Annotated in this window: 23 protein-coding genes, 2 tRNA genes and 5 riboswitches; of the genes, 20 read left to right on the forward strand and 5 right to left on the reverse strand. The window is 44.8% G+C overall.

Annotated features, from left to right (window positions below):
• Positions 1-7: 7 nt before the first annotated feature.
• From RTR76_RS02565 to thiC, 14 genes are all read left to right on the forward strand, one after another.
• Positions 8-1426: a PQQ-binding-like beta-propeller repeat protein gene (locus tag RTR76_RS02565; RefSeq protein WP_312516396.1), complete on the forward strand. Its 1419-nt coding sequence runs from the start codon at positions 8-10 to the stop codon at positions 1424-1426.
• Between the two features lie 80 nt (positions 1427-1506).
• Positions 1507-2040 carry a cob(I)yrinic acid a,c-diamide adenosyltransferase gene (cobO, locus tag RTR76_RS02570; protein WP_312516398.1) on the forward strand — a complete coding sequence of 178 codons (534 nt, stop codon included), beginning with the start codon at positions 1507-1509 and terminating at the stop codon, positions 2038-2040.
• 92 nt (positions 2041-2132) lie between these two features.
• Positions 2133-2315, forward strand: a riboswitch (cobalamin riboswitch).
• 330 nt (positions 2316-2645) lie between these two features.
• On the forward strand, positions 2646-3491 hold the full coding sequence (locus RTR76_RS02575) for a sirohydrochlorin cobaltochelatase (RefSeq protein ID WP_312516400.1): 846 nt from the start codon (positions 2646-2648) through the stop codon (positions 3489-3491).
• 120 nt (positions 3492-3611) lie between these two features.
• A complete protein-coding gene (locus tag RTR76_RS02580; RefSeq protein ID WP_312516402.1) occupies positions 3612-4619 on the forward strand; it encodes a TIM barrel protein in 1008 nt (335 codons plus the stop codon).
• A 148-nt stretch (positions 4620-4767) separates the two neighbouring features.
• A riboswitch (cobalamin riboswitch) is annotated at positions 4768-4952 on the forward strand.
• A gap of 329 nt (positions 4953-5281) precedes the next feature.
• Entirely contained in the window at positions 5282-6166 is an 885-nt protein-coding gene (locus RTR76_RS02585) for a LysR family transcriptional regulator (protein WP_312516404.1), read from the forward strand.
• 233 nt (positions 6167-6399) lie between these two features.
• A riboswitch (cobalamin riboswitch) is annotated at positions 6400-6584 on the forward strand.
• Positions 6585-6773: 189 nt separating this feature from the next.
• A complete protein-coding gene (locus tag RTR76_RS02590) occupies positions 6774-7379 on the forward strand; it encodes a MotA/TolQ/ExbB proton channel family protein (RefSeq protein ID WP_312516406.1) in 606 nt (201 codons plus the stop codon).
• Positions 7379-7789: a biopolymer transporter ExbD gene (locus tag RTR76_RS02595; protein ID WP_312516408.1), complete on the forward strand. Its 411-nt coding sequence runs from the start codon at positions 7379-7381 to the stop codon at positions 7787-7789. The genes RTR76_RS02590 and RTR76_RS02595 overlap by 1 nt, the downstream gene beginning before the upstream one ends.
• Positions 7790-7794: 5 nt before the next feature.
• On the forward strand, positions 7795-8520 hold the full coding sequence (locus RTR76_RS02600) for an energy transducer TonB (protein ID WP_312516412.1): 726 nt from the start codon (positions 7795-7797) through the stop codon (positions 8518-8520).
• 315 nt (positions 8521-8835) lie between these two features.
• Positions 8836-8920 (forward strand) — tRNA-Leu (locus RTR76_RS02605).
• Between the two features lie 287 nt (positions 8921-9207).
• Complete coding sequence (locus tag RTR76_RS02610) at positions 9208-10602, forward strand: amino acid permease (protein ID WP_396144167.1); 1395 nt, start codon at positions 9208-9210, stop codon at positions 10600-10602.
• A 221-nt stretch (positions 10603-10823) separates the two neighbouring features.
• A complete protein-coding gene (locus tag RTR76_RS02615; RefSeq protein WP_312516416.1) occupies positions 10824-12107 on the forward strand; it encodes an FAD-dependent oxidoreductase in 1284 nt (427 codons plus the stop codon).
• Entirely contained in the window at positions 12104-12406 is a 303-nt protein-coding gene (locus tag RTR76_RS02620; RefSeq protein WP_312516418.1) for a ferredoxin family protein, read from the forward strand. The genes RTR76_RS02615 and RTR76_RS02620 overlap by 4 nt, the downstream gene beginning before the upstream one ends.
• An 82-nt stretch (positions 12407-12488) precedes the next feature.
• Positions 12489-12634, forward strand: a riboswitch (FMN riboswitch).
• A gap of 82 nt (positions 12635-12716) precedes the next feature.
• Entirely contained in the window at positions 12717-13367 is a 651-nt protein-coding gene (ribB, locus tag RTR76_RS02625; protein ID WP_312516420.1) for a 3,4-dihydroxy-2-butanone-4-phosphate synthase, read from the forward strand.
• 32 nt (positions 13368-13399) lie between these two features.
• Positions 13400-13498, forward strand: a riboswitch (TPP riboswitch).
• A 59-nt stretch (positions 13499-13557) separates the two neighbouring features.
• Entirely contained in the window at positions 13558-14859 is a 1302-nt protein-coding gene (gene thiC, locus RTR76_RS02630; protein ID WP_312516422.1) for a phosphomethylpyrimidine synthase ThiC, read from the forward strand.
• A 45-nt stretch (positions 14860-14904) separates the two neighbouring features.
• Here the strand turns inward: thiC and RTR76_RS02635 are convergent, their stop codons facing one another.
• A complete protein-coding gene (locus RTR76_RS02635) occupies positions 14905-15036 on the reverse strand; it encodes a hypothetical protein (RefSeq protein WP_312516424.1) in 132 nt (43 codons plus the stop codon).
• A 334-nt stretch (positions 15037-15370) separates the two neighbouring features.
• Here RTR76_RS02635 and RTR76_RS02640 point away from each other — a divergent pair, with 334 nt between their 5' ends.
• Entirely contained in the window at positions 15371-16048 is a 678-nt protein-coding gene (locus RTR76_RS02640) for an N-acetylmuramoyl-L-alanine amidase (protein WP_312516426.1), read from the forward strand.
• Between the two features lie 44 nt (positions 16049-16092).
• On the opposite strand, the gene RTR76_RS02645 is transcribed toward RTR76_RS02640, so the two are convergent.
• The 4 genes from RTR76_RS02645 to RTR76_RS02660 all read right to left on the reverse strand — a co-directional run bounded on the left by RTR76_RS02645 (position 16093) and on the right by RTR76_RS02660 (position 19979).
• On the reverse strand, positions 16093-16755 hold the full coding sequence (locus tag RTR76_RS02645) for a TrkA family potassium uptake protein (protein ID WP_312516428.1): 663 nt from the start codon (positions 16753-16755) through the stop codon (positions 16093-16095).
• A gap of 22 nt (positions 16756-16777) precedes the next feature.
• Positions 16778-18136 (reverse strand): TrkH family potassium uptake protein, encoded by a 1359-nt coding sequence (locus RTR76_RS02650; protein ID WP_312516430.1) that lies wholly within the window; start codon positions 18134-18136, stop codon positions 16778-16780.
• A 201-nt stretch (positions 18137-18337) separates the two neighbouring features.
• Positions 18338-19588, reverse strand: a complete 1251-nt coding sequence (locus tag RTR76_RS02655; protein ID WP_312516432.1) for a radical SAM/SPASM domain-containing protein — start codon at positions 19586-19588, stop codon at positions 18338-18340.
• Between the two features lie 106 nt (positions 19589-19694).
• A complete protein-coding gene (locus tag RTR76_RS02660; RefSeq protein WP_312516433.1) occupies positions 19695-19979 on the reverse strand; it encodes a hypothetical protein in 285 nt (94 codons plus the stop codon).
• Between the two features lie 163 nt (positions 19980-20142).
• On the opposite strand from RTR76_RS02660, the gene RTR76_RS02665 reads away from it, so the two are divergent.
• The 5 genes from RTR76_RS02665 to lonB all read left to right on the forward strand — a co-directional run bounded on the left by RTR76_RS02665 (position 20143) and on the right by lonB (position 25457).
• Positions 20143-20217, forward strand: a tRNA-Gly gene (locus tag RTR76_RS02665).
• Between the two features lie 197 nt (positions 20218-20414).
• Positions 20415-21704 carry a trigger factor gene (gene tig / locus RTR76_RS02670; RefSeq protein WP_312516435.1) on the forward strand — a complete coding sequence of 430 codons (1290 nt, stop codon included), beginning with the start codon at positions 20415-20417 and terminating at the stop codon, positions 21702-21704.
• 44 nt (positions 21705-21748) lie between these two features.
• Positions 21749-22354, forward strand: a complete 606-nt coding sequence (clpP, locus tag RTR76_RS02675) for an ATP-dependent Clp endopeptidase proteolytic subunit ClpP (RefSeq protein ID WP_312516437.1) — start codon at positions 21749-21751, stop codon at positions 22352-22354.
• 12 nt (positions 22355-22366) lie between these two features.
• Positions 22367-23629: an ATP-dependent Clp protease ATP-binding subunit ClpX gene (clpX, locus tag RTR76_RS02680; protein WP_312516439.1), complete on the forward strand. Its 1263-nt coding sequence runs from the start codon at positions 22367-22369 to the stop codon at positions 23627-23629.
• A 139-nt stretch (positions 23630-23768) separates the two neighbouring features.
• The gene (lonB, locus tag RTR76_RS02685; RefSeq protein WP_312516441.1) at positions 23769-25457 is read left to right on the forward strand and encodes an ATP-dependent protease LonB; all 1689 of its coding nucleotides are present in this window, start codon (positions 23769-23771) and stop codon (positions 25455-25457) included.
• Positions 25458-25545 lie beyond the last annotated feature (88 nt).

Below are 25545 nucleotides of genomic sequence, written 5' to 3' on the forward strand. Positions count from 1 at the left end.
AAGAACAATGAGAAAAATAAATAATATCGTATTATTAGCTTTGTTTGCCCTAACCATAGGGGCGTTAGCAATCCATATTTTTGAATCCGATACGGGGTTGACCGTAGCAACGCGCCAGAGCAGCCAGCACAGCGGGGAATATGAAAAGATAGCTGAGGTTTCTTTAGGCAAGGTTGAGGCTCATAACTATCAGCGGATGGGATTTACGAAAGGGTTTATTCAGTTTTCACCTGATAATATGCACTTGGCTGTTGGTACGGAAAATGGGGAAGTACTGCTGCTTACCAATACTGGAAAAACAGTATGGCGAAAGAATATCGGGTTAGGGAAAATGTCAGCGCTGGAGTTTAGCAGTGACAGCCGTTACATTTTAATAGGTGAATCCAGCCAGCAAGGATATTTGTTATGCCTTGATGCAAAAGATGGCAGTGAAATGTGGCGTCAGGCAAGCGTAAGTGAATTAGGTGTAGAGATAAAAGACAAAACTTATCCGTCCATTGTGGCAATCCGGACAGATGAGCAGGGCCGGATTTTTGCGGTGGGGCAGCGATACATCCGTTTTGCTGATGGCCGCAATGAATACCGGGGACGTATTTATAAATTTGACGGGAACGGCAAGCGGCTGGCCATGTTTCCTGCCGATCATAATCTTGATGCCTGGGTGAGCTGGGTAAGTGTTGATCAAAAGGGAGAGCGGGCAGTATTTGGCACGGCTAACTGGGATGCAATACAGACTAACCGCTATACGGACAATATGTATTGTTTGGATGGCAGTCTTAACCCACTATGGAGCACTTTGATTCCGCCGGTGTATCCTTATCAGAACACAACAATGCGCAGCAGTCCGGAAATCTCCGGTGATGGCAGATATGTAGCCGGTATTGCGAGTGATGGCCGGTGCTTTTTATATGATGGGGAGCAGGGCAGGGAAGTGTGGCGGCGCAATCTCAGTGAGCCACAAAAAATCAGCGGAATTTATATGAATGCAAATGGCGCAAATGTGCAAATTGTTGATGAACATTTTATTTTTACGACTGGTAATACCTATAACCGGGCAAACTGGCAGCTGCCGACGCCGGTTGAGCACCCCGGCTCGAATAGCATGTTTGTTTTCAATTTGCAAGGCCAACTGGTGAACCGGCATCGCTTTGGTGGCATGATTGAACAAATTGCGGTTAGTAAAAAAGAAGCAGCAATTGCTGTTGGTCGCAATGTCCGTACAAAAGATCTCGGAGTACACGGTTTGTATATTACTTCCCTGCCAGGGGCTCAAATGATTGACTATATCGCAACAAATGGCCCCTGTGTGGGGTCTGCAATTAGCTCAGACGGACGGTATATCGCAGCGGTTGAAGCTCCATTGCAGCTTGATGACGGACAGATCATTGGTGAATACAAACTGGTCCTGGCCCAAAGCAGGAATTAAGAGGAGGTAAATGGAATCTGTCTGAAGAGTAATGTGATCATTGCTTTGTCTCAGAAAAGCCAATAATGGAAGGTGAGTATATGGTAGAAAAGCAGGGATTGATCCTTGTCAATACAGGTAATGGTAAAGGGAAAACTACAGCAGCCTTGGGCTTGGCAATGCGGGCCTGGGGACAGGGCCTAAAGGTTCTGGTTGTGCAGTTTATAAAAGGAAATTGGAAATACGGGGAACTGGAAGCTGCTAAACGGATGGGACCTGATTTTGTCATTCGTCAGATGGGGGAAGGTTTTGTAAGAGGCTGTACCGAAAGCGAGCGGCACAGTCATGAGCAGGCGGCGGCAGAAGCCCTGCAAGCGGCCAAAACAGAGCTTGCTGCTGGGAAATGGGATATGATAATCCTGGACGAAATCAATTATGCGATTAAGTTTGGTTTAGTTCCGGTTGAAGAAGTACTGAGTTTGTTAGAAGCAAAGCCTGTACACCTGCATGTTGTGCTTACAGGCAGGGATGTACATCCGCAGATTGTTGAACAGGCAGATTTGGTTACAGAAATGAAAGAAATAAAGCATCACCACAAAAAAGGGATAAAAGCGCAAAAAGGAATTGAATTTTAATTTTGCTGCATATCTTAAATAGTTTGCATAATATTGATAAAAAAGTAGTTTGACAGGCAGTGGGAACAATGGTATCATAAACGTGGATGAAAACTGAATATTACGAGATAGGTGCCCGACAGGGCTTAATAGGGAAGTCCGGTGTAATGCCGGCGCGGTCCCGCCACTGTAATAGGGAGCAAACCCGATAAATGCCACTGAGATGAATATCTTGGGAAGGCTTGGGTGAGCGATGAACTAGAGCCAGGAGAACTGCCTATTTAACAGTCACCGTTATACCCACGAGCGATGGGGAGGGGATTATTCGAGCAATCGAATCCTTCCTGGCTATATTTGTATGCCAGGTTTTTATTTGGATTGATCACTCTTATAAACATGACCTTCCTGTGTTCTACGGGGAGGTCTTTCTTTCGTCGAAAAGTTTCCTCGCTTTAGGTTTTGGTGAGGACGTTAGCCATAAATGTCATGTTGTCTTCTTTCAGCGTTACGCCTGGGAAACGTCTCGCTGGCCCCCCTTTTTTAGGGGGTCTTATTTTTCCAACACATATTTGACATATATTGTATTTTATTTGATTGTATTTGTAGCAGCGAGAGGGGTAATGAACATGCAAAGTTCAGATAAGAAAAAAGCGATAGTAGTAGTCAGTTTTGGTTCAACTTATGAAGAAACAGTGAAAAAAAGCATTGAAAGTACGGAGAACAAAATCCGTACTGCTTTTCCAGGCTATGATGTGTTCCGGGCTTTTACGTCCCGCATGGTAATCCGCAGGTTGTCAGAGCGTGGTATTCAAGTTGATACGGAAAAACAGGCGATTGAACGCTTACAGGCTGAGGGCTATCAAGAGGTTTATGTACAGCCGCTCCATATTGTAGCTGGCGAAGAATATGACAAGGTTAAGAAAATTGTTGTTGAGTATGCTCATGCCAAAGACAAGGCATTTGAGCGCATTGTAATTGGACGGCCCTTGCTTTTCTATATGGGCCAGGAAGAGAAGCCTGATGACTATCTTATTGTTATTGATGCGGTGAAAAATCAGCTTGCAAAGCTGGAAAAAGATCAGGCAATTGTTTTCATGGGACATGGTGGAGTTCATCCTGCCAATGCTGCTTATGCTGTCTTACAAATGAAGCTGGAGCAAGCCGGTTTGGAACATGCTTATGTTTATACGGTCGAAGGATTTCCTTCATTAGATAATGTGCTTGAAAAACTGCAAAAGCAGCAAGTGCGCAAAGTGGCACTCCTGCCGTTCATGTTAGTTGCAGGTGATCATGCCCAAAATGATATGGCGGGAGATGAGCCTGATTCAGCTAAATCTCAATTGTTGGCAGCTGGCTTTGAAGTAGAAGCTTATTTATATGGCTTAGGCGAGAATGCAGCGATTCAGGATATTTATGTACAGCACCTTAGAGATGCTATGCAGCAGCCTGGACACAAATGCCATAAGAAGTAACGATAAGTAACCCTGTCTGTCATGCGCGGAGAGGGTTATTTTAATTGTTTGAAGGCGCTGCCTGTATATAACGAGATAAAACTTACAACTGCCCATTGTCGGGCTGAACGGAGTCAGAATATGACAGAGCAAGCTTTGGAACTGCTGGAGGTGAGTGACAAGATGCTGGAACTCGTAAATTTATCGAATTTTTCGTCTGATATGGAAATGATTCATAACAGTCCGGCTTGTCTGGAAGCATTTTTAAACCACCACCATCTTGATGGTTTGGAAATGATGTTTTGTGCTCCATGGGACCGGCATGTTCACAGACGGGAATGGATACAGGGAGTGCATCTCCGCTTTTGGCCGAACTGGCTGGATTTTTGGAGGGGAGACCGAAAAGCCTTATTGCGCGAATTTCCTAATGAAGCAGCAATTGCTGCCTATTACGGCGGACAGACGCGGGAAGCCTGGCTTGCTATATACAGGGAGAATATTCGGTTGGCTGTTCAGTCAGGCGCCAAGTACCTGGTCTATCATGTCAGTCATGCCCGTTTGTCTGAGTTGTATAACTGGAAGTTCAATGCTTCTGATCGCGAAGTAATTGAAGCGACAATTGAAGTGGTTAATGAACTTGCCAGTGAAATACCGGAGAATGTAACCTTGTTATTTGAGAACCTGTGGTGGCCCGGACTCACGCTGACTGACAGCAAGCAGGTACCATTTTTGCTTGAAGGCGTAAGGCATGCTAATGTTGGCATTATGTTGGATACAGGTCACTTAATGAATACAAACTCACGATTGCGAACGCAGGAAGAGGGCGTTGCATATATTTTGCATATTTTATCGCAATTAGGCGATAACAAGCGATATGTTAAAGGCATTCATCTCCATCATTCCTTATCAGGAGAATACATTGACAATACAAGAAACGAAGAAGCCTCATCCGATTTGACGATTGAACAAATTATGAGCCATGTTATGAAAATTGATCAGCACTTACCCTTTAGCACGTCTGAAGCTCGGCGTATTGTGGACTATGTACAGCCTGAATACCTGGTGCACGAATTCCTAAATACTTCCTTAAACGGCTGGGTAAATAATCTTTTGTGCCAGCAGCAGGCTCTAAAGTCCGGTATAGACTAAAGCTACTGTTTTATTACTTCCGTTCCTGCTTTATCCAGGGAGCGTAGAAATAATAGTACTGGGGTACAAATATAAGTAAATTACATAAGAATGGTTGACAATATAAGGCAGGAGATGCTATCCTAAGCTTGATCCTTCTACTAGGATGTAATTTCATAATGAGGTAGGTGCCCTTCGGGGCTTAATAGGGAAGACCGGTTAAAGACCGGCGCGGTCCCGCCACTGTAATGGGGAGCAAACTCAATAGTATGCCACTGGGACTTAACGTCCTGGGAAGGTTTGGGCGCGCCATGATCCAGAGCCAGGAGAACTGCCTATCTGACGATCACCGTTTGACCCACGAGCGATGGGAAGGGGATTATTCGAGCATTAATCTTTTCCGGTGTATTTTGCGCCGGGGGCTTATTCAGGTTGATCTCTCTTATAATACTTACCCTTCCTGTAGAACTCAGGGAGGGTTATTTTAGTGTCGGACTTTTCTGGATTTTTTAACTAGAGGAAGGGTTGGACATAGTTGCAGGTTTACAACTGAATACAGCCGATCGCTGTTGACCCGCGAGCGATGGGAAGGGGATTATTTGAGCAATCAAGTTGGTCTCTCTTATAATGAAAACCCTTCCCGTAAAACTCAAGGGATTGTTTAAATGAGGAGAGGACTCACTATGGAACTCAGACATTTGAAGTATTTTCAAGTCGTAAGCCAGTTAAACAGTTTAACGAAAGCTGCCGAGGTATTGCACTTAACCCAACCGTCGCTTACGGTTGCCATGCAGAAGCTGGAAGAAGAGTTAAAAGTACCCTTATTTGACCGGAGCCAAAGGAGTTTAAGCCTCACATTAGAAGGCAATTTATTTTTACAGCATGTGAATGATATTTTGCGACGTGTTAATGATTCCGTTTCAGAAATGCAGGATTACCGTACTATGCAGACGGGATCAATTAAAGTGGGAATTCCACCGATGATTGGTGTATTTTTGTTCCCCCACATTTTCAGTAAATTCCGAAGTTTGTATCCGAATTTTGAATTGACAATTGTCGAGCAGGGAACGCTTTCCATTTTGCGGCTGCTTGAGCAGGGCAAGCTGGATATTGGTTTTGGCGTTCTTTTTGATAATCAGTTAACAGCAATGGAAACAATGCCTGTTGTTCAACGTCAAATTGTCGTATGTCTGCCTCATGAACATCGGTTGAGTGCTTTGTCGCAAATACCGATTGCAGCGCTGCAGGATGAACCGTTTATTTTGCTGCAGGAAGATACCTATAACCGGCAGATTATTATGGAAGAATGTAAAAAGCATTTGTTTGCACCAAAAGTTATTTTTTCAACAAGGCAAGTACAAACCATTATTAATTTAGTGGAACAGGGGATTGGACTTTCCTTTTTGCTTGATGTAGTTGCCCAAAAACAGACCAATATTAGCAGCCGCCCTTTGGAACATCCCCTTAATATTCAAACAGGACTTGTTTGGCGTAAAGACAAATATCTATCGAATGCATTAAAAGCATTTATCGATTTTATTAAAGATTCATTTCCGGTAGAAAACTAGTGTCTTGTCAAAGTTGTGAATTAGAATTAGACAGTGTAGATTTTTTTGCAATGCAAGGCGGAGGAGTCCGCGCATATCGAGAATATGTAAGGCGACGACAACGCAGCAGTGCGAAAAAATCTACGCTGGCTAAACTAAGATTTAACTTTGTCAAGACACTAATTGCTTTGGTAGAAATCGTCAGATTTAAAAGAGATTTGACAAATATCAATAAATAGTGCTATTATCAATACAATTTCATGAGCGAAATAGGTGCCCTGCGGGGCTTAATAGGGAAGACCGGTGTAAAGCCGGCGCGGTCCCGCCACTGTAACGGGGAGCAAACCCAAGAGATACCACTGAGGCGAAAAGTCTTGGGAAGGTTTGGGTAAGTGATGATCCTAAAGCCAGGAGAACTGCCTGTTTAACAATCACCGTCATACCCACGAGCGATGGGAAGGGGATTACTAGAGCGATTTTCCTTCTTGGCTTTCCGGCCAGTTCTATCTGAAGATTTCTCTAATAACTAGACCTTCCTGGGCTGATCAGGAAGGTTTTTATGTTTTTGCCGGATGTTTCGCTTATATCCGTCATTTCCATTTTGCACAGTACGAGAGGAGAATGAAAGATGAGTTTTTTTGAGTTATTTAATAAGGGTGGTCTGGTTATGTATCCGCTACTCCTGTGTTCGCTGTTTGTGGTTGCTATAGCAGTTGAACGTTTTCGTTATTATCGCAGTGCTGATACGGAGCTGGAAAAGCTGCTGGCAGCTCTCAAACCCAAACTGAAGGCCGCGGACTGGCCGGGGGCAGCTGCGGTTTGCACGCAGACCCAAGGGGCTGTTTCGCAAGTTTTGCTTGCCGGTCTGACAAGGATAAAATATACCAGCAAGCTGGAAAGTACGTTAGAAAATGCGGCTCAGCTTGAGGCTGCTAATTTGCGGAGAAACCTTGGTTATCTGGATACGATTGTTACTTTGTCGCCATTGCTCGGATTATTAGGGACTGTTGTTGGCATGATTCAGTCCTTCAGCGTGTTTAATGTGAAATCAGGACAGCCAATGGCCATTACCGGCGGTGTGGGGGAAGCGCTTGTTGCGACAGCGGCAGGCTTGTGTGTAGCTGTTCTGGCTCTGCTTGTACATAGTTATTACAGTCATCGGCTTGATGCCGTCGTAACCGATATGGAGCAAGCCTGCTCTGTTTTTCTAGACAGTGTGGCAGGTGATGAGTAATGAAGCTGCGCAGTTCACGACTGGAGCGGTCGCCTAAGCTGATGATTATTCCCATGATTGATATTATTTTTTTCCTGCTGGTGTTCTTTATGATGAGCACGCTGTATATGGTAGAACAAAAGTCAATTCCCGTCAATTTGCCGCAAGCTGCTGTTGCGCAGACAGACTTGGAGAAACCGATTGCGGTGACAATAACGGAGACTGGCAAAGTACTTGTTGATCAGGAAGAACTCCCTGTAGAGGTGCTGGCAAAACGGATGCAAATCGAAGTTGCACGAAAATCGGATCTAGCGGTTGTTCTCCGGGCAGACCGGCATACGGAGCATGGCCGGGTTGTGGCTGTACTTGATGAGTTAAAACAGGCAGGTATTCGCAGAATTGCTATTGCCACAGAAGCTAAGGCAAGGTGAGCAGTATGAGCAAACGTAATGAATGGCTGCGGGCATTGGCGTTTTCTATTGTTATACATATAGGGCTGATCATTTGTATTGGCTGGTTTGCGGCACATATCTTTACGATTCCGGTGGCCGAGCCTGTTGTGGTGGAGCTGGATCTAATTGCAGATCCCGGAATGCAGGAAAGCTCTGCGCCAGGCAGTCCGGCACTGGCGGCTAGTCAGACGGTGCCACAGCAGGAAATGGTTATGAAGACGACTGTACCAGTAAAACAGCAGGTAATTGCAGAGATCGCAGAAGCTGAATCGGTCATAACGGAGACTGAGGCAGCTGCTCAAGCGTTTTCGAGCTCAGCTAATAGGTTCTCGTCGCAGGGAACTGGAAGCGGAGGTGAGTTTGCAGGAAGCGGTTCTGGATCAGGCTCAGGAGCAGGTTCGGGCGGCGGCACCGGCAGCGCGACAAAAGGTCTCATTTCGCCTCCCCGGATTTTGCAGAAAGTAGAGCCCCGTTACCCGGAAAGTGTCAGGCGCGATGGAGTAGAAGGAAGTGTAACCGTTAAAATGGAAATCATGGAGAATGGCAAGCCCAGCAATGTTTGGGTTGTAGGTTCTTCAGGGAGAAACGAATTAGATGAGGCTGCAGTAAAAGCGGTTGAGCGGTGGCGATTTGTGCCTGCCCGCGATTCCGCCAATGGGCAGCCGGTAGTGTGTATTACTACGGTAGAAGTTAAATTTCGTCTGAATTAAGCATATTTAAGTGCAGGCTTTTCCGTTTAGCTCATATCCCTGGAAGTTGCTGATTGCAGGCAGCTACTCAGCTGCCAAGCAATGGCCAGCGGTGAAAATGAGCGCATCGGTTAGGTGATGGGGCAGAAAAATATTGAGGAAAACCTGTAACTGAAAAAAATAATGAAAAAAAGTCAGCATGCACAGAAAAAAACGCTTGACGAAGGGATATTGTTTATGGTAATATTCTTATGTCAGGTGCGTGAGATCACATCAAGTGATCGCCTCCAGGAAAGGAAAATTCTCTGGAAGCTCGCAATTGCTGACTTCATACATGCGGGAGTGGCGGAACTGGCAGACGCACTAGACTTAGGATCTAGCGCTTTACGGCGTGCAGGTTCAATTCCTGTCTCCCGCACCATAGGATATAGGGGGCTTCAGAGTTTTCTCTGGAGCCTTTTTCCTTTTTATAATCGCTGATTGCAGATAGAAGAAGTATTCTGAATTCAGACGCTGGGGAAGAAGCGGGGGACGATCGTGGAATAGACTTCGTATTTAATGTAATAAAATTCCGTTTCCTGGAAAAGTAAAAAAGGAGTGAATCCTATGAGCAGCAATTTAAAAACTGAAAAAAACCAAATCAGCAGCAATCCCCATGTAATAGACACAGAAACGGGTGAGTTAAAGCGAAGCCTGCAAGCACGCCACATGAATATGATTGCAATCGGCGGTGCTATTGGTACGGGCTTGTTTGTCGCCAGCGGTGCCTCTGTTAGTACGGCAGGGCCAGGCGGAGCTTTATTCGCGTATGGTGTAATTGGCATTATGGTTTATTTTTTGATGACCAGCCTGGGAGAAATGGCTACCTATTTGCCTGTCTCCGGGGCATTTGGCACCTATGCCAACCGGTTTGTTGATCCTGCGCTAGGCTTTGCCGTAGGCTGGAATTACTGGCTGAACTGGGCTTCCTGTCTGGCAGTGGAGTTAGTTGCCGGAGCTATTATTATGAAATTCTGGTTTCCGGATATTCCTGCCATGGTGTGGAGTGGATTGTTTTTAGTCATGCTGTTTATATTGAACTTATTATCTACCCGCGCATACGGTGAAAGTGAATTCTGGTTTGCCGGGATTAAAGTAATCACAGTTGTCGTTTTTTTATTTGTTGGTGTTGCCGTGCTTCTCGGCTTTGGCAACACTTCATCACCCGGCTTTGCCAATTGGCATACCGGAGAAGCTCCTTTTGTGGGCGGATTTGGTGCGATATTAAGTATCTTTATGATCGCAGGATTCTCTTTTCAAGGGACGGAACTGGTGGGAATTGCTGCTGGTGAGAGTGAAGAACCGGAAAAAAATGTGCCTAAGGCTATTAATACTGTATTCTGGCGCATTTTGCTGTTTTACATTGGAGCTTTATTAATTATTGGTTTTTTACTGCCCTATACGGATGAAAATTTGTTGAAGAACGATGTAGAGAACATCGCTGTCAGTCCTTTTACATTAGTGTTTTCCCGTGCAGGCTTAGGAACGGCTGCATCTATTATGAATGCAGTTATTCTTTCTTCGGTGCTTTCAGCCGGGAGCTCATCTTTGTATGCATCCTCGCGAATGCTGTATGCTTTGGCCAAGGAAGGCAAAGCGCCACAGCTTTTTGGCAAAGTGAATAAGCGGGGAGTACCGGCTAACGCTCTTTATGCAACAACTGTTTTCGGATTACTTGCTTTTCTAACCTCGCTTGTCGGTGACGGTACCGCTTACACCTGGCTGTTAAATATAACTGGTGTAATTGGTTTTATCGCCTGGCTGGGAATCGCCATTAGTCATTACAGATTCCGGCGGGCCTTCATTAAACAAGGGAGGGACTTAAGCGAATTGAAGTATAAGGCTAAATGGTTTCCCTTCGGACCGTTGTTTGCCTTTGCCCTTTGTTCTATCGTCATAATTGGGCAAAATTACAATGCCTTTTTAGGCGGGACTATTGACTGGTATGGTGTAGCCGTATCGTATATTGGTATTCCCGTGTTTTTAGCAGCTTACTTAGGCTATAAATATGTGAAAAAGACAAAACTGATCCCTTTGGAGAAAGTGGATTTGAGCCGCTCTTAAATAACTGGATAGCCGGCTCATACGAAAGCCAATCACTCCCAACTTTAGGTAAATTAAAGTTGGAGTGATTGGCTTTTCTTATTACATAGCAACCACCGGCTTTGTTTTCATTGAATAGCAAATATGTTTGTGGCATAATGAAATTACAGATTTTTCACGCTATGACGTGAAATGGTAAAGTTCTGCTAGAAATCTTATTTATTTTTGGAGGGGTGAACATTTTGGCAGATGAAAAATTTCAGGTTATTGTCATTGGTGCCGGACTTGCAGGCAGCGCAGCTGCTTATCAGCTGGCAAAAGCCGGGCGGGAAGTATTGTTAGTCGACCGGGGCAAAGGGCCAGGCGCAAAAAATATGACGGGCGGTCGTATTTATACATATGCGCTTAAAAAACTATTGGGTGACGAATGGCAGGAGGCTCCGCTTGAACGGGAGGTAACGAGAGAAATGATGATGATGATGACACCGCAAACAAGCGTTGCCATCGACTCAACATTTTCATCGGTCAACCAGCAGTCTTATACGGTACTCAGGAGCAAGCTGGACGCGTGGCTAGCGGCAAAAGCAGAAGATGCGGGAGCCATGATGATTCCGGCCAGTACCGTTGACACGTTTCTTATGAGGGACGGGAAGGTCTGCGGTGTTAAAATCGGAGATGAAGAGCTTGAAGCTGATTTAGTGATTAGTGCTGAAGGCGTTAATTCTCTTGTGGCGGAGAGATCTGGGATTATTAAGCCATTAGAGCTCAAAAATATTGCATTAGGGATTAAGCATATCGTTCAACTGCCTGAAGCGGTAATTAATGAGCGATTTAATACAGTCAGTGATGTTGGTACGGCAATGCTGTGTGTTGGCGAATGTACGAAAGGCATCAGCGGCGGTGCATTTCTCTATACGAATAAGAACAGTATTTCACTGGGGATGGTCGTTGATTCTCTTAGCTGGAAGAATGCGAAACTTCCGGTAGCGGATATCGCTGAGGCGTTAAAACACCACCCATCTATTTCCCGTTATATTGAAGGTGGAGAGGTTATCGAGTATTCTGCACACCTTATTCCGGAAGGTGGGATTTCAGCGCTTCCTCAGCTTTTTGCCGATGGTGTTATGATTGCCGGTGATGCAGCAGGCCTGGTTGTTAATAGCGGATTTACTGTTCGGGGAATGGATTATGCTATTTTATCCGGCATTGCAGCAGCTGAGACGGCTAATGAAGCAATAGATGCAGGTGATTATTCCAGAAATATGTTAAAAGGTTACGAGACGCGATTGCAGCAAAGTGTGCTAAAAGATATGCATACTTTTAAAAATGCACATGATTATATGGCACATACGAGACAAGTTTTCACTACTTATCCTATGCTCGCGGCTGACTTAATGCGCAATATTTACGGTGTAGACGGTACTCCGGCTAAACGGGTGCTTGGTGTCGCCAGAGAGACTGTTGCGGATAAAATATCGTATTTTGATGTGTTTAAAGATATGGTTAAGGGGGCGCGGTCACTATGAAAAATCTCTCGATGGATGATCGTCTAGCTAAAAATCGCTTTGACAGCGATGATCATAATCCTCATATTGTTGTCGACAAAATTGCGTGTAAGACTTGCAGTCACCGTGCCTGTACCTACTCGTGCCCTGCAGAACGTTATAAATGGGATATGGTGAACGATGTACTCAGTTTTGATCATGTAGGCTGTCTGGAATGCGGCAATTGCCGGCTTGTATGCGAAAGGCTGAATCAGGGACTTGAAGGTTATTCCTGGAATTATCCCTCTTTCGGAAAAGGCATTATTTTTCGCGAAGGATAGCTGCTGCCGCTGTAGTAGACTCTCTTGTGACTTAAGTACTGGTTGACAAATACTACCAGGGGAGTATACTTACAACTGAGTGACTTATTCTCAGGGCGGGGTGTGAATCCCCACCGGCGGTATCCCAGGTAAACTGGGGAGCCCGCGAGCGCTCTTCGTTTTGAAGAGGTCAGCAGAACTGGTGAGAGGCCAGTGCCGACGGTACAGTCCGGATGAAAGAGGATAAGGCAGTGATAGTTTTTATTACATCTGCCTATCTGATGCCCTGATTCGAAAGTAAGTCCGACTATATGAGTAGGAGGAATACTAATTGAATCAGAATTTACTAGTTCGATTTGGCAATCCCGAGGAAAGAGTGAAAAAGGCCATTGAAGCACTGCGTAACGGACAGGGGATTTTGGTGACTGACGATGAAGAACGGGAAAATGAGGGCGATATTTTCTTTGCGGCAGAGCATTTGAATGAAGCACAAATGGCAATGCTCATTCGTGAGGGCAGCGGTATTGTTTGCTTATGTCTCCCTGAAGAGCGAGTGCAGGCTTTAGAACTGCCGATGATGGTAGAGCATAATACAAGCAGCTTTCAAACGGCATTTACTGTTTCCATTGAGGCGGCCTGTGGAGTCACAACCGGTGTATCCGCCGCTGACCGCGTGACAACAGTGAAAGCCGCAATTGCCGAACAGGCCTGTGCTGCTAATCTGAGACGTCCCGGACATGTCTTTCCATTAAGGGCTAAGGCTGGTGGCGTGCTTGAGCGTCCGGGTCACACAGAGGCGAATGTTGATTTAATGCGTCTTGCCGGGCTAAAACCGTACGGGGTTTTATGTGAGCTTACTAATCCGGATGGAACAATGGCTCGTTTACCGGAGATTGTAGAATTTGCTATGAATCATAATATGACGGTTGTTACCGTGAATGATCTTATTGAATATCGCAAGAAAAATGTGGATGTACAATAGTTGGAATATCAAGTATAGTAATAATAAGTGAATAAGACAGCTAGGGGTGCCGAAATGGCTGAGAGGACACATGTCCAACTCTTAAACCTGATGTGGTTAGTACCACCGGAGGGAAGCTTTTTAATTAATACTTTAAAGCCTGCCTTGTGGTAGGCTTTTTTGTTATTTAGGATGAGGAAGGGGAGTAGCAATGAATTACACGACACAAATGGATGCTGCCAAAAAAGGGATTGTCACTGAGCAAATGCGCATAGTAGCAGAAAAAGAAAAGATGAGAATGGAGACGCTGATAGAATTGGTCGCGGCAGGGAAGGTGGTTATCCCTGCTAATAAAGGACACATTAGCTTAAGTCCCGAAGGTGTCGGCGCAGGCCTTAGGACAAAGATCAATGTTAACTTAGGTGTTTCCAAAGATTGCTGTGATATTAATTTTGAGTTGGATAAAGTAAAAAAAGCGATTGAGCTGAAAGCTGAAGCGATTATGGACCTCAGCTGCTATGGAAAAACACAGGAGTTCCGTCAAAAATTGGTAGAAATATCTTCTGCTATGATTGGTACGGTGCCGATGTATGATGCCGTAGGTATGCTGGATAAGGAATTAAAAGATATTACGGTTGATGAGTTTTTTGCTGTTGTGGAAAGGCATGCCCAGGATGGCGTTGATTTTATGACGGTCCATTGCGGTATTAATACTACGACTGCCGAGCGAGTGAAAAACAACAAGCGATTAACCAATATTGTTTCACGAGGCGGTTCACTGCTGTTTGCCTGGATGGAGCTTAATAAACAGGAGAATCCGTTTTACGAATACTTTGACCGCTTACTGGATATTTGTGAGCAATATGATGTGACACTTAGTCTGGGGGATGCCTGCCGCCCTGGTTCCATTAATGATTCAACCGATGCTGCCCAAATTGAGGAGTTGATCGTTTTAGGAGAGTTGACTAAACGTGCCTGGGCGAGAAATGTACAGGTAATGATTGAAGGTCCCGGACATATGGCGCTCAATGAAATTGCAGCGAATATGACAATTGAGAAAAAACTATGCCATGGTGCTCCTTTTTACGTACTGGGACCGGTGGTTACTGATATTGCCCCTGGGTATGATCATATTACCAGCGCAATCGGGGGCGCGGTGGCGGCAGCTAATGGGGCGGATTTCCTGTGTTTTGTAACTCCGGCGGAACACCTGCGCTTACCCACTCTGGAAGATATGAAAGAAGGAATTATTGCTACTCGCATTGCCGCTCATGCAGCCGACATTGCAAAAGGAATACCCGGTGCAAGAGACTGGGACAATCAAATGAGTGCTGCACGGGCGGATGTTAATTTTCCGCGGATGATCGAACTGGCGATTGATCCTGAAAAAGCCAGAAGATACCGGGAAGAATCGAAACCGGAATGTGAAGACACCTGTACGATGTGCGGTAAGATGTGTCCGATGAAAAATATGAAAAAAATCTTAAACGGCGAAGAAATTACTTTGAAGTAACAAAAAGCAGGGTAGCGATTTTATCAATTGCTACCCTGCTTTTTGTTAGGGCAATGTTCTGTTCACGTACTCGATGTCGGGATATAAAGTAGGCACTGTATTTTGTGTTTTTTTATCAGTTGATTCTACTGGAGCCTGCTCATTGTCAACAGCTGCTGTGGTTTTTTCATTGTCCATGCGATCACCTCCTGGGCTTAGTGTCTTGACCAAGTTAAATCTTAGTTTAGCCAGCGTGTCTTTTTTCGCACTGCTGCGTTGTCGTCGCCTTACATATTCCCGATTTGCGCGGACTCCTCCGCCTTGCATTGCAAAAAAATCTACACTGTCTAATTCTAATTCACAACTCGGTCAAGACACAGTTTGCCCAGAATGCTGTAAATCTGTGCATTCTGTAATGAAGAATAAGGAAGAACACCGGAAAATATTACGTTTGTCAGCATTTATCGTCATAAGGTATAATGGCGGTGTATGTTAGTGACTGATGGATTGCCTTCTAGTAAGGATGGAAATAATGAAAAGTTCTTTTAAGATGCTTGTTTTTCTTGCGATCCTGTCCCTGGCGCTGCCGGTTAATGCTGCTTATGGGGCAGCGCATGCGGCTACATATGCCGGTGTGCAGGGAAAGACAATTGTGGTAGACCCCGGTCATGGTGGAAGTGATACGGGTGCTATTGGGAGTAATAATATTGTTGAAAAAGATGTGACTCTGGGGATTGCGCTGGAACTGAAGAAAATGCTTGCTGCCAGAGGGGCTAATGTCGTGTTGACCCGTACCGCTGATAAAGATGTAGCCTATAAAGGGGCTTCAGATAAGGAAGAGCTCGCGGCCAGGGTTAATGTTGCCAATCGCATGGATGCCGATTTGTTTGTCAGTATTCACGCTGATGCTTTTTCAACGAATGAGGCGCAAGGTACTACAACTTATTTTTATGAAAAAACGAATGAGGATCGCCGCTTTGCCCAAATTCTGCAGAGCAACCTTGTGCGGCAGGTGGGCCTCTCTGACCGTGGTTTTGAAGAAAATGATTTTTATGTGTTGGAAAACACACATATGCCAGCAATTCTGGCAGAGGTAGCTTTTATTTCTAATCCCCAGGAAGCCAGGCTGCTTAGCAAGACGACGTTCTGGCGTAAGGCTGCTTTGGGACTTTACAATGGAATAAACAGTTATTTTTCAACAGCGAAATAAAGAGCAGGCGCCGGTATATACCGCGCCTGCTCTTTGTTAGTTAATCACTCAAGTTCTTCCAGCCGCTGCAAGCCTTCAATGCCGCCAACCACGATTAATACATCTTCAGAAGTAATTTTATCGCTGGGATGGGGCGGTACAATGATTTTATCGGCCCGTTTAATGGCAACAACGTTCATTTCATATTTAGCGCGCAGATTGGCTTCAGCCAGGCTTTTGCCGATAAGAGACTGAGGTGCGTTGATTTCTACAAGGCTTAAGTTAGGTGAGAGCTCAATATAATCAAGAACGTTGGTGGAAACTAAATTATGTGCTACCCGCTGGCCCATATCGCGTTCGGGATAAACAATCCGGTCAGCGCCTATTTTTTTCAGCATTTTACCGTGCAGTTCGTTGCGCGCTTTTGCAACAATGTGCGTAACACCCATATCTTTTAACAACAATGTAGTCAGTACATTCGCCTGCATATCTTCACCAATTGCGACTACTACTACATCAAAATTACGTATTCCCAGTGTCTTGAGGGCAGCTTCATCTGTTGTATCTGCGACTGCTACATGGGTAACCTCATCACTGAGTTTTTGTGCTTTTTCCTCATCTGAGTCAACTGCTAGTACGTCGTGTCCGGAACGGGCCAGGGTAAGCGCTACACTTGCGCCAAATCGTCCCAGGCCTATTACTGCAAATTGTCGTTTTTTCTTCGCCATACACTCTATCTCCTATTATAAATTAGCCAATTATGATTTTTCCCTCAGGGAAATGAACGGACTGCTTCTTTTCTCTTAGTGCCAGAGCAAGTGCCAGCGTGACTGGACCGACCCGGCCGGCAAACATGGTAATGATTAACCAGAATTTGCTGGAATCACTTAAGGCAGGCGTAATTCCTGTTGAAAGACCTACAGTACCGAAGGCAGAAACAACTTCGAACAAAAGGCTGATGAAGGGGTGGTTTTCTTGAATTACCAACATCATTGTAATAAAGATAACAAGCAAAGAAGCAATAAAAGCTACTGCGAAAGCTCTGTAGATGATCTGCCGGGGGATGGATCGATGAAAGACCTCAATATCCTGTTTGCCGCGAATGATGGCCCAAACTACCAGCATGAGTACGGCAAAAGTTGAGGTTTTAATGCCGCCCCCCGTTGAGCCTGGCGCTGCGCCGATAAACATTAAGATACTCATGAAAAACAAGGTGGCTGTTTCTAAGCCGCTGATAGAGATTGTATTATAGCCGGCGCTGCGGGTAGTGACAGACTGAAAAAAACTGCTGAGAACTTTGTCCGGCCAACTGAGCGTTCCCAGTGTGGCAGGATTGTTATACTCGAGCAGGAAGATAACAATCGTTCCTGTCAGCAGCAGTACAGTGCTTGTTACTAGGACAATTTTAGTGTGTAACGATAGTCGTGTAAAGCTGCGTGTTGTCCATACATCGGCAATGACGGCAAAGCCCATTCCTCCTAACAGTACGAGCGTGGCGACTGTTAGGTTGATGGTAATGTCCGAAACATAGCCGGTAAGGCTTTTGGAGTTGCCGAGCAAATCAAAGCCCGCATTGCAAAAGGAAGAAATAGAATGCCAGTACCCCAGATAAATACTAGAAAGACCATATTCGCCATACCAGTGAAGGGCTAATATCGTGCCGCCAATAAATTCAATCAGAAAGGTCATTTTTAAAATGTAAATTGTGATCCGTACAATGCCGGACAACGTAAGCTGATTCAGTGCTTCTTGCATAATAAGCCGCTGTCGGAGATTAATCTTTTTTCCGATTAACAGGGCAATCAGGGTTGTCATGGTCATAATTCCTAATCCGCCGGCTTGAACCAGTAAAATAATGACAAGTTGTCCAAATAAGGACCAATAGGTTCCGGTGTCGACAACGATAAGACCGGTGATGCAAACCGCTGACGTAGCCGTAAACAAGGCGTCCACGAAATTGGTGGATTGTCCGCTGGCTGAAGAAATCGGCAGAGATAGCAGGAACGCTCCTAACAAGATGAGCGCAGCAAAGCTGGCTGATAAAATTTGATAAGGTGATAGTTTCCAACGGGAGATGTCAAGCAAGTTGCTTGTTCGATAGTTATTCAAAAAAGTCACTCCACTAATGCAATATGGTTGTACCTGGTAATTAGTAAACCCATTTTTTCCCTTTTTTATCCGGTCGCTTAGGAAGGAAGCACTGTCTATCTAATCGGAAAGCTGTTGCCGCTTTCCGATTAGATCAAACAAGAGAACTCATTATTATTATACAATACTAGCAGCAGAATAAAAGGGCATCAGCAGGAACATTTATTTATCTTCCCAAACGCCTGTATATGGATTGTAAGAGCATTCGGAGGAACAGGCCAGCCAGCGTTTTGAAGAGTCGCTTCCCTGCGCCAGCGGGCGGCAGTCACCGCAAGCATAGCGGTATTCACAGTCTTGGCACTTTTCTACTTTATCCTTGGTAGTATGCCAGCAGTTCTGCATTTTTTCACCGTTAACAATTGCGGGTAAAGAATCTTGCAGGACATTGCCGCAAATCTGATTGCGGGCAAATATGCAGGGAATAACATCGCCATCCGACGTGATAGCCAGCTTTCCGGACAGGCAGGGATGAAAGGCGGTTGCCCGTGCAAAAGACTGACTGTCGGTATGAAAGGGCGGTTTAATAGGCGGTTTGCGGTAAGTCTGTGGCAGCAGTTCTTTGTCGTCACCCCGCCCAGTCGGACGGACTACGTCAGGGGGATTCACTTCAACGCCCAGCTCATCGCATAATTTCATGATGTTGTCTACTTCCTGTTCATTGGGTTTCATAATGATGGATGCAATTCTAAGCGGAATCTCGGCTGCCAGGATCTTTTTGATATTGCCGAAGGTTTTGGCAAAACTTCCCGGATTAAGGGTTATTTGATCGTGAACAACGGCGTTGTCTGCATATATAGTCGTAGCAATACTGACGTTATGCTGTTTGAAAAACTCAATATCATCGTCGGTAATAATTGTGGCATTGGTAAATATTTCTATAAAATCATAGCCTTCGCTGGATGCTTTTTCCACTAATTGGCGCCACTGAGGATAGAATAAAGGCTCTCCGCCGATTAGCTGAATGGCAGTAGCGCCGATTTGCCGGGCCTCAGTGATTAAGGATAACCAACGTTCAAGCGGAACTTTGTCCGGCGTCTGGCAAGGGCCGCTGGCCGCATAGCAATGGAGGCAGCGGTTATTACAGTTGGAGGTCAGCTCAAGCCAGAGAAACTCGAGCGTTTCTTCGTTCCTTTGCAAGGCAGGATCAACGGCAGAGTCTTCTGAGCAGTCCGGCTCCAGGATATACATAGAGCCGAGCTCCTTGCTCACCAAATCGTTCAGGAATTTAAGAAAAATTTGATTGGCAGGATCGGAAATATCCATAAGGTCTTCAAGTGGAGCTGCCTGGCATTCTGTTATCAATTCAATGGCACCTCTGTTAATTGATAATACTTTGCCTGAATGTACGTTATATATGGCACCGCGTTTGGCTCCTTCTACAATATGGCAGTGCTTGTGCAATCGAAAATACAATGATAGGTCCCCCTTCCTCAATCTTTCCTACATCATATGAAGGGACACGGTCAGTTGTGAGAAAAGAAAAAGGCGCCAGCTGCAAGGCAGGCGTCTTAAGAAAATATTATCGTGGATAGCAATTCCAGGGGAAGCAGCCATTAGGGTTGCAGCTGATCCGGGGATAGCAGGAACGGGGAAAGCAACCAAAGCGAGGAAAGCATTGACGGCGCGGATTACAGCCAAAGCCGGCAATAAAGCCTACGCCTAAGCCGATTCCTAAAAACGGCAGACACCTTTCGTCGCGCCACTCGGCATCATCTTCATCATCCCAATCATCTTCAAAGCGGTCGCTCCAGTCGTATATTTCAGGATCTTCCCATCTGGGCCGGTTATATCGGTTGTTTCTCACGAGGCGCAGCCTCCTTTATTAAAAGTAGAGAATTACTCTTGGTACATAATATGTAGAAGTATAGGGAAGGGTGAAACATAAAATAGAAAATACATAAATCTGCGTTGACAATAACAGGCGGGCTGGCTATAATAGAAGATGTTGCCAAGCTAATAACACTTATGCGGAAGTAGCTCAGCGGTAGAGCATCGCCTTGCCAAGGCGAGGGTCGCGAGTTCGAATCTCGTTTTCCGCTCCACAAACCCGACAATTTTTGTTGGGTTTTTTCATGTTGCCGAATCAGGCACAATCTCTTGTTTTTGTCATACTCTTATGGTATGATTTAGGGTATGGCATGCCCTCGTTTTGCCTGCTGGTAATTTTTTCTGTCAATATGGGTATACTGTTTGACAGCCAGGTAATGCCGAACGCATTTCTAAGGAGGAAAGTACATAAATGAAGGTAATAGCGGAAAGAATAGACAATCATAAAATGGTGTTAGAAATGGAAGTGCCCCAAACCGAAGTAACAAAAGCGGTGAATAAGGCATATCAGAAACTGGCTAGCCGCGTAAATGTTCCGGGCTTCCGTAAAGGCAAGGCTCCCCGTAAAGTGCTTGAGTCACGTATTGGTAAAGAGGCAATTCTGGATGAGGCCTTTGAAATACTTGCTCCCGAAGCTTATAACAAAGCCTTGGAAGAACAAAAGGTTGAACCCGTGACCCGTCCGGAGATCGAGGTTATTACATTCCAGGAAGATCAACCATTAAAGTTCAAAGCAACAATTGTTACTAAACCTGAAATTCAATTAGGCGAATACAAAGGCGTTAAAGTTGAGAAAGCTGCTGCTGTAGTGCAAGATGAAGAAGTTGCCCGTCAACTGGACAGCCTGCGCAATCGTCATGCCAAAATGGTAGTAGTTGAAGATGCTGTACTTGCTAGTGGAGATTTTGCAATCATCGACTTTGACGGTTTCGTTGATGGTCAGCCTTTTAAGGGCGGCGATGCAAAAGGCTATCCGCTGGAAGTTGGTTCAGGCAGCTTTATCCCGGGCTTTGAAGATCAATTGCTGGGAGCAAAAGCCGGCGATGAAAAAACTGTAACTGTCACATTCCCCGAAGACTACTTTGTGCCTGAATTAGCAGGCAAAGCAGCCGAGTTCAAAGTAAAAATTCACGATATTAAACGCAAGGAAATGCCTGAAGTGGATGATGACTTTGCTAAAGATGTCAGTGAGTTTGAAAGCCTAGAGGAATTAAAGGCTGATTTGAAGAATAAGCTAGAACAGACTGCAGTTGAAAACGCCGAACGCGATTTCCGCAATAATTCCATTAAAGCGGCTGTAGACAATGCAACTGTTGAGATTCCGGAAGTAATGATTGAACAGCGCATCGGACAAATGATTCAGGACCTGCAGGTTAGCCTGGAAAACCGGGGAATGAAACTGGATGCTTATCTGAAATACTCCGGTATGGATATTGCCAAGCTTAGAGAGAATTACCGCGAAGCAGCTGCTGTCAATGTCAAAACTGATTTGCTTCTGGAAGCAGTGGCAAAAACAGAAAAAATTGAAGTAACTTCTGAGGATATGGATGCAGAAGTAGCTGGAATGGCCCAAAACTTTGGTGCAGACCCTAAAGATGTATGGGAAATTATTCGCAAAGAAGGCCGTATTATGGGACTGGTAGATTCAGTCGTACGGAAGAAAGCAGCCCAGTTTATTATTGATAACGCAGTTAAGGCGTAAGCAGCATAAAGTTGGGTAAATAAAATTAACCCGAGGTGGTTTTCGTGTCTTATGTGCCAATGGTAGTTGAGCAATCTAACCGAGGTGAACGGGCTTATGATATATATTCCCGTTTACTCAAAGACCGCATTATTTTCATAGGCGGTCCGATTGATGATCATGTGGCGAATTTAATCATTGCTCAATTGTTGTTTTTAGAAGCAGAAGATCCTGATAAGGATATTCACTTGTATATTAACAGCCCTGGTGGTGTTGTAACAGCCGGTTTGGCAATTTATGATACTATGCAGCACATCAAGCCGGATGTATCAACGATTTGCCTTGGCTCTGCCGCCAGCATGGGAGCACTTCTCCTTTCGGCCGGTGCTGCAGGCAAGCGGTATGCTTTGCCCTATGCGCGCATTATGATTCACCAGCCTTTGGGCGGCGCTCAGGGTCAGGCTACCGACATTGAAATTCATGCAAGAGAAATTCTACGGTTAAAGGATGTGTTGAATGGAATTCTCGTTCAGCATACCGGTCAACCTCTGGAGAAAATTCAGCGTGATACCGAACGCGACTTCTTTATGTCCAGCCAGGAAGCAAAAGAATACGGTTTAGTTGATTCTATATTGGTCCGGGGTGAGCAACGCAAAGAGAGTCCCAAATAGAGAGGTGGTATTATGTTGAAATTTGGGGATGACAGGGGTCAGCTAAAATGCTCCTTTTGTGGAAAACTACAAGAACAAGTTAAGAAATTAGTTGCCGGACCAGGTGTCTACATCTGCGATGAGTGCATCGAGCTTTGCAACGAAATTATTGAGGAAGAACTGAGTGAAGATGTAGGTCTTGAGCTTAGAGATATCCCCAAGCCAAAGGAAATTAAGGATATTCTTGATCAGTATGTCATTGGTCAGGATGAAGCTAAAAAGAGTCTGGCTGTAGCTGTTTACAATCATTACAAACGCATTAATTTAGGTGCTAAAGTAGATGATGTGGAACTGCAAAAGTCAAATATTGTTATGCTGGGACCTACTGGTAGCGGCAAAACATTATTAGCGCAGACGCTTGCTAAATTGCTTAATGTTCCTTTTGCAATTGCTGATGCCACCTCATTAACGGAAGCAGGTTATGTGGGTGAGGATGTGGAGAACATTCTTCTCAAGCTCATTCAGGCAGCTGACTATGATGTGGAAAAAGCAGAGAAGGGCATTGTTTATATCGATGAAATCGATAAAATTGCCCGCAAATCGGAGAACCCTTCTATTACCCGGGATGTTTCCGGTGAAGGTGTTCAACAGGCTCTGCTGAAAATTCTTGAAGGCACGGTGGCCAGTGTGCCGCCACAAGGGGGACGCAAGCACCCTCATCAGGAATTTATTCAAATTGATACAACCAATATCTTGTTTATTTGCGGCGGCGCGTTTGATGGTATTGATAAAATCATCAGCACCCGGACCGGCAAAAAGACAATGGGCTTTGGTGCTGAAGTTCAGAGCAAAGAAAAGAAAAACATTGGCGAAATGCTTAAAAACATTTTGCCTGAAGATTTGCTTCGCTTTGGCTTAATCCCTGAATTTGTTGGCCGGTTACCGGTAATTGTTACTTTGGATGCACTTGACGAGGCGGCTCTTGTCCGTATTTTAGTTGAACCTAAGAATGCTTTAATTAAGCAATATCAGAAGTTCATGGAATTGGATAACGTTCAGCTTGAGTTCAAAGAAGATGCATTAAAAGCAATTGCAGCCGAAGCCCTCAAGCGCAATACTGGTGCTCGTGGCCTCAGGGCAATCATTGAGGCTATTATGCGCAACGTGATGTATGAGGTTCCTTCCCGGGCTGATGTATCAAAATGCATAGTGACCAAAGAGGTAATCACCAATAAGGAAGAGCCTGTAATGGTGACTGTTGAACGTAAAGCAAAGAAAAAAGAAGAATCGGCTTAAAAAAGAGGAGATAGCATCTCCTCTTTTTTTGTGCGAATTACGGCAGCACATTGCCTCTTTTTGCCAGGATAAAATAGATTGGACTGCCGATACTAACAGTGAAAATTTATTTTGCTGTGGAAAGGAGGTCGTTGGCAAAGTGGATTATGCCGTAAATGTAATCAGTTTGATTCAATTCTTTTTTGCCATCGTGATCGGTTTCTATTTCTTAAATCTTCTGCGTTCTCAACAAGGAAATAAGGTGGCAGTAGAGCGGGAATCGAAAAAAGAGATGGATAAATTACAGCGGATGAGAGAAGTTTCGCTGACTGAGCCGCTGTCAGAGAAAACCCGTCCTCAGACATTTGCTGAAATTGTTGGGCAGGAAGAAGGTTTAAAAGCACTTAGAGCTGCTCTTTGTGGTCCTAATCCACAACATGTGTTGATTTATGGCCCTCCTGGGATTGGTAAAACCGCTGCAGCGCGTTTGGTACTGGAAGAAGCAAAACGTAATCCTTTATCACCGTTTAATCTCAGTGCCAAGTTTATTGAAATGGATGCTTGTACAGCGCGGTTTGATGAGCGGGGAATTGCCGATCCTTTGATCGGAACGGTACATGATCCTATCTATCAGGGAGCCGGTGCGATGGGGATGGCTGGCATTCCGCAGCCAAAACCGGGGGCAGTTACCAAAGCACACGGAGGAATTTTGTTCATTGATGAGATTGGTGAATTGCATCACATTCAAATGAATAAATTGCTAAAGGTGCTTGAAGACCGTAAGGTATTTCTCGAAAGCTCGTACTACAATAGTGAAGACACGAATATCCCTTCACACATTCATGACATTTTTCAAAATGGACTGCCTGCCGATTTTCGTATGGTCGGCGCTACTACCCGGATGGCAACTGATATTCCACCTGCAATTCGCTCCAGATGCGTAGAAATTTATTTTCGTCCTCTGCTGGCAGACGAAATTGCTGATATTGCAAACAATGCTGTCCGGAAAATTGGTTTTGAAATTGAACCAGGCGCATTATCGATTTTGAAATCTTATGCATCGAATGGCCGTGAAGCAGTCAATATGATTCAAATTGCTGCAGGGATAACATTAAATGAACACAAGAAAGTCATCAGCCAGGCTACGGCAGAGTGGGTAATCAATTTTGGTCAGTATAACCCAAGACCAGACAAGAAAATACCGCTGGTACCACAAGTGGGGATAGTGAATGGCCTAGCTGTCTTTGGTCCTAACATAGGGACTGTGATGGAAATCGAAGTATCAGCTGTTCCTAATCTGCACGGAAATGGCAAAGTCACGATTACCGGTGTAGTTGAAGAAGAAGAAATAGGAACTCCGGGAAGAACAATACGGCGCAAGAGCATGGCTAAGGGTTCAATGGATAATGTACTTACTGTACTCGCGAACCTTTTTGGTATTGAATTTCAGAAGTATGACATTCATATTAATTTTCCTGGCGGCGGACCAATTGACGGGCCATCAGCAGGGGTAACCGTGGCAACGGCAATTTATTCGGCAGTAAAAGGAATTCCCATCGACAATACGGTTGCTATGACAGGCGAAATCTCCATTCGTGGTTTTGTGAAGCCCGTTGGTGGCGTAAGTGCAAAAGTAATAGCTGCTAAGCAAGCCGGAGCAAAAAAAGTGATTATTCCTAAAGAAAACTGGCAAGAATTGTTTACTACCTTGGGTATTGAAGTCATCCCGGTAGAGTCAATTAGTGAGGTAATTAAGCATTCGCTGCTTGAGGTTCGTGAAGAAGCGCCGCGTCTTGAAGTGGCTGTGCCGCAAAATGATTTGCTTACGGCTGCTGGTGTGCCGATGTAAACGATATGAATAAAGCTAAGCCGGGAATTTTTCCTGGCTTTTTTATTTATTTAAAAATATTATTTTAAAATAATTGTTTTAATTTTCC

The organism is Anaerospora sp. (assembly GCF_032013335.1).
GTDB lineage: Bacteria > Bacillota > Negativicutes > Sporomusales > DSM-15969 > Anaerospora.